Annotated in this window: 5 protein-coding genes; 1 reads left to right on the top strand and 4 read right to left on the bottom strand. The window is 63.5% G+C overall.

Annotated features, from left to right (window positions below):
• The coding region (locus WCB02_RS32975; RefSeq protein WP_423964971.1) for a motility protein A at positions 1-771 on the bottom strand (771 nt) is incomplete at its 3' end.
• A 271-nt stretch (positions 772-1042) separates the two neighbouring features.
• A complete protein-coding gene (locus WCB02_RS32980) occupies positions 1043-1798 on the bottom strand; it encodes a c-type cytochrome (RefSeq protein ID WP_423964974.1) in 756 nt (251 codons plus the stop codon).
• Between the two features lie 228 nt (positions 1799-2026).
• Between WCB02_RS32980 and WCB02_RS32985 the strand changes: the two genes are divergently transcribed.
• Complete coding sequence (locus WCB02_RS32985) at positions 2027-2227, top strand: hypothetical protein (protein ID WP_423964976.1); 201 nt, start codon at positions 2027-2029, stop codon at positions 2225-2227.
• 24 nt (positions 2228-2251) lie between these two features.
• Here the strand turns inward: WCB02_RS32985 and WCB02_RS32990 are convergent, their stop codons facing one another.
• Complete coding sequence (locus WCB02_RS32990; protein WP_423964978.1) at positions 2252-3088, bottom strand: SDR family NAD(P)-dependent oxidoreductase; 837 nt, start codon at positions 3086-3088, stop codon at positions 2252-2254.
• Between the two features lie 19 nt (positions 3089-3107).
• Positions 3108-3824, bottom strand: coding sequence for an RraA family protein (locus WCB02_RS32995; protein WP_423964980.1), 717 nt, complete (start codon positions 3822-3824; stop codon positions 3108-3110).
• Between the last annotated feature and the right edge of the window lie 240 nt (positions 3825-4064).

The following is a 4064-nucleotide window of genomic DNA, read 5'->3' on the forward strand; positions in this document are numbered from 1 at the left end:
GGCCGGTACCGGCTCGCCTTCCTCGTGGCGGTGTTTTTCCGGCAGGTACGCCAGCAACATTTCCCGGACCAGCGTCGGGCTCTTGGAATCCCGGATCATCAGGATGCCGTCGATGATCAGCGTTCGATTGGTTTCCTCGTCGAGCAGCTTGCCGTGCAGCTTGTCGGCGATCGGCAGGCAGAACATGTTGGCGACCAGCGCGCCATAAAGCGTCGCGAGCAGCGCGGTCGCCATGAACGGGCCAAGCTTGGACGGATCGGTCATGTTGGCAAACATCTGCACCATGCCGATCAGGGTCCCGATCATGCCGAACGCCGGCGCGCAGTCGCCGATGGCGCGATAGATCTTGCTGCCTTCGTCGAGATGCATCAGGAAATTGTCGCGGTCGCGCTCGAGATTGTCGCGGATGAATTCGAGATCGTAGCCGTCGGCGACGTAGCGAATGCCCTTGGCAAGGAAGGGCTCATCGGTCTCGACCTTTTCCAGGCCGACCGGACCCTGCTTGCGGGCGATTTCGGCAATACGGGCCAGTTCGTCGACCAGATCGCGCGCCGAGAGCCTGCTCATCGTGAATGCGAATTTGGCGCCAAGCGGCAAGCCGTGCAGCATGACGGCCAGGGGAAATCGGATCATGGTCGCTGCGATCGAGCCACCGCCAATGATGATGACGGCATGCTCGCTGAAGAACATTCCGAGATCGCCTCCCAGCAGCATGATCGTCGCGATGACGGCGATGCCGACGAAGATCCCGATGCTCGTCATGATATCCATAGGAAACTCCACCGCCTACGCAACGGCCGGCCATCCTGGCCGGCGCACGGCCCATTCTGAGCCGCGTCGTGAAACCCTACGTTGGGCGCCATTAAAGACGCGTAAAGGATACGCGGCGTGGCCGCGAACGCGGCGCAAGTCCACGATGGCTCAACCTTCAACCACGATGAAAAAGCCCGTCAGGACGGGGCAAATTCCGCGACACGGGCACGGTCGCAACATTCCGCTAACCATAACCGCTGCGTGCTCCAGCCTTCCGTGGCACGCGATGTCAGCGCGGGCTGTCCTTGGCGCGCAATGCCGCAAAATAGGCGATGATGTCCTCGATCTGGTCGTCCCCCAGGCGCGGGTTTCGCATGGTCTGATCCTGCCCCAGATTGCGGTGGTTGGACGACAGCAATTGCCGCAGCGCATCCTCGGTGAACGCCGGACGCCGGGCGAGATCCGGGAAACTCGGCGCCGGATATTTCGACACCGGCACTTCGTTGGAATTTTCCGCAACGACGTGGCAGGCGCCGCAGATCAGATGGGCCAGGCCGCGGCCTTCGGCGACCTGGTCGACAAAGAGCTCATCGCCGAAGGGCGATGTCACCGGCACCCGAATGCTGATGAAGCTCCGATCGACCGCGTGATGGCAGGCGTTGCAGGCGTTCGTCAATTCCGTGTAGGCGTTGGTGAAGCCGACCGCGTCGTGTGCGTCGATCGCACGTTGCAGCGACTGCATCGGCTGTTCCGACGGGGCCGCCCCGGGGCTTGGAGACAGCGTCGCCGCTTCCTGCAGCTTGGCCCTGACCAGATCCAGTTCGTAGCTGGCCAGCTTCCAGTTCAAGAGCTTGCCGGCGAACCACAGCTTGATGTGCCGCGCCTGTGTCGCGATCATCAGATCGGCGACTTTCGCGACCGGTCTGTCCTGCGGCGCGAAATCCGCCTGTTTTTGCGCCGCGGCGCTCGACAACAGAAGAAGGCTGCAGACCGCGGCAACCGTTACGGCAATCCCTGCGCTAACCTTGGAGCTTGGCGAGCTCATGTCGACCTCAATTCATCCCCTGCCATCCCAGCGCAACGGCACCGATCCGACTTGATGTTGATCAACGGGCGGACGGAAATGCGCCGAAACCAGATTCCGCGGATGCCGGCGTCCCGGTCTACGGAGCATTACGTAAGGGGCATCCCCTAAGATAAGAAGCGCACTATCCCTGCGGATGCTGCGTGGTTAACATTTCCCGTAGTCATCGAGTAGCTGCGGAGGCGGCGAATGGCGACGGAAACAATCAAGGTCCTGCTCATGATCTTCATGTTCGGAATCCTGGAAGCGGCGCTTCATTTCGATCGGACGCGTGCGATGAGGCACTGGGCATTTGTGCGGAATGTCCTGGCGCGGCTGGCGCCGGCCGAAGCGCCAACCGATTACAACCTCCTGCCCGTCCGCATAAGGCGCGAGCACCGGAAACACTGATCCTGGTGCGGAAGCTTCACCAGACTAGGCGCTGTCGGCTTTCGACAGGCCTGTGAGTTCGAGACTGAGCGCACGCAGCCGCTTGCGGGCGGTCTCGTCATAGGCCTGCGGGTTGGCCCTGGCCTCGTTCATGCCGTTGAATAACAGCCCGCTCTTGCCGGCGACGTCGTCGCCCTTGACGAGATGCAGGATCGCCTCGCCGCCCTGCTCCACGGTGGAGATCGGCGTGATGCCACCGGCGCGCACCATCGTGGTGTCCATATAGGTCGCCGGGTGCAGCGAATTGACGGTCACGCCAACCCCTTTCAGCTCGCGCGCGAGATCGAGGGTGAACATGATCTGCGACAGCTTGCTCTGCGCGTAGGCGCGGCTGCCGCTGTAGTTCCTGGTGATCATCACGTCGTCGAAATCGATCGGATGCTGGCCGAGCGAGGCGACGTTGACGATGCGCGAGGGCGCGGCGGCCTTGATTGCGGGAAGCAGCAGCGTGGCCAGCAGAAAACCTGCCAGGTAATTGACCGCAAATCGCAGTTCGTAGCCGTCGGCGCTGAGTTGCCGTCCAGACCCGCCGTTCTGCGAACCGATGCCGGCATTGCTGACGAAGACATCGATCCGCTGGTGATCGGCGAGCACGGATTCGGCAAGCTGCCTTGTGGCCGCAAGCGAGGACAGGTCGGCCTGGTAGAAGGTTGGCGCGATGCCTCCCGTCCGCTCGATCTCGGAGGCGAGCGTCTGGCCGCGGGCGGCGTCGCGGCCGTGGATCAGCACGTGCGCGCCATCGGCGGCGAGACGCGCTGCAACATAGCGGCCGACCCCGTCGGTCGAGCCGGTGATCAGGACGGTCTTGCCGGTCATCTGCATGGCGAATAGCCTAACGCGATCAGTGGATTTCCGCCGACCGCTGCAGCGCCGCTTTCAGCTTTTCGAGCGAAAAATCCTTGGCGCGGGCGATCTCCAGGATCGGCGTCTCGCGTCGTCCGCACAGTTCGGCGGCGTCGGGCAATTTCGCGGCGATGTCGAAGGGGATTACGATCGCGCCATGGCGATCGGCATGGATGAGATCGTCGGAGCGCACCGTCATCCCGGCCACCCGCACCTCGCCGCCAAAACTCTCGGCGTGGACCCATGCGTGCGATGGACCGATCGAGCCGGCGAGCGCCTGGAAACCGGGCGCCCATTGCGGGATGTCGCGGATCGAACCGTCGGTGATCACGCCGAGGCAGCCGAGCGCCTTGTGCACGTTGCTCTGCACCTCGCCCCAGAACGCACCATAGCCGACGTCGGGACCATCGATATCCTGGATCACGGTGATGCGCGGGCCATGACCGGTGCCGACATATTCATAATAGGCGATCCGCCGCCTGGCCTGCTCGGCGGCCGGCAAGGCCGATTGCAGCACCGAGCGGATCGTCACGGTGCGGGCATAGCCGACCATCGGCGGCAGATCGGGAAACGGGCAGACCAGCGGCTTCGTCGTATAACCGATCAGCCGCCGCTCGGGCGCCACGATTTCCATCGCATTGCAGATCGTGGGCGTATCGTAGCGCGCGAGCGCTTCGATAATGGAAGGATCGAGCGGCGCGGCGGATTCGGTCACAGGCGTTTCTCCAGATGCGCAACAACGGCCTTCGCGGCCGTCCGTTGCCCAAGCCCTATAGCGGAGAACCGGCCCGAACCCAACTCGGCGGCCATCATGGCAGATATTTTCCGGACGAATTGCCGGCCCCAGTGTCAGGCGATCTAATGCAGCCGCTCCGGGCGTTCGTCCCCGGGTGGCTCAGGCACGGCCGGCGGCGCAGATGGCGCCGGGCTTGACATCGGGCCTGCCGTCGTCACC

Origin of the sequence: Bradyrhizobium sp. (genome assembly GCF_049581145.1) — a bacterium.
GTDB lineage: Bacteria > Pseudomonadota > Alphaproteobacteria > Rhizobiales > Xanthobacteraceae > Bradyrhizobium.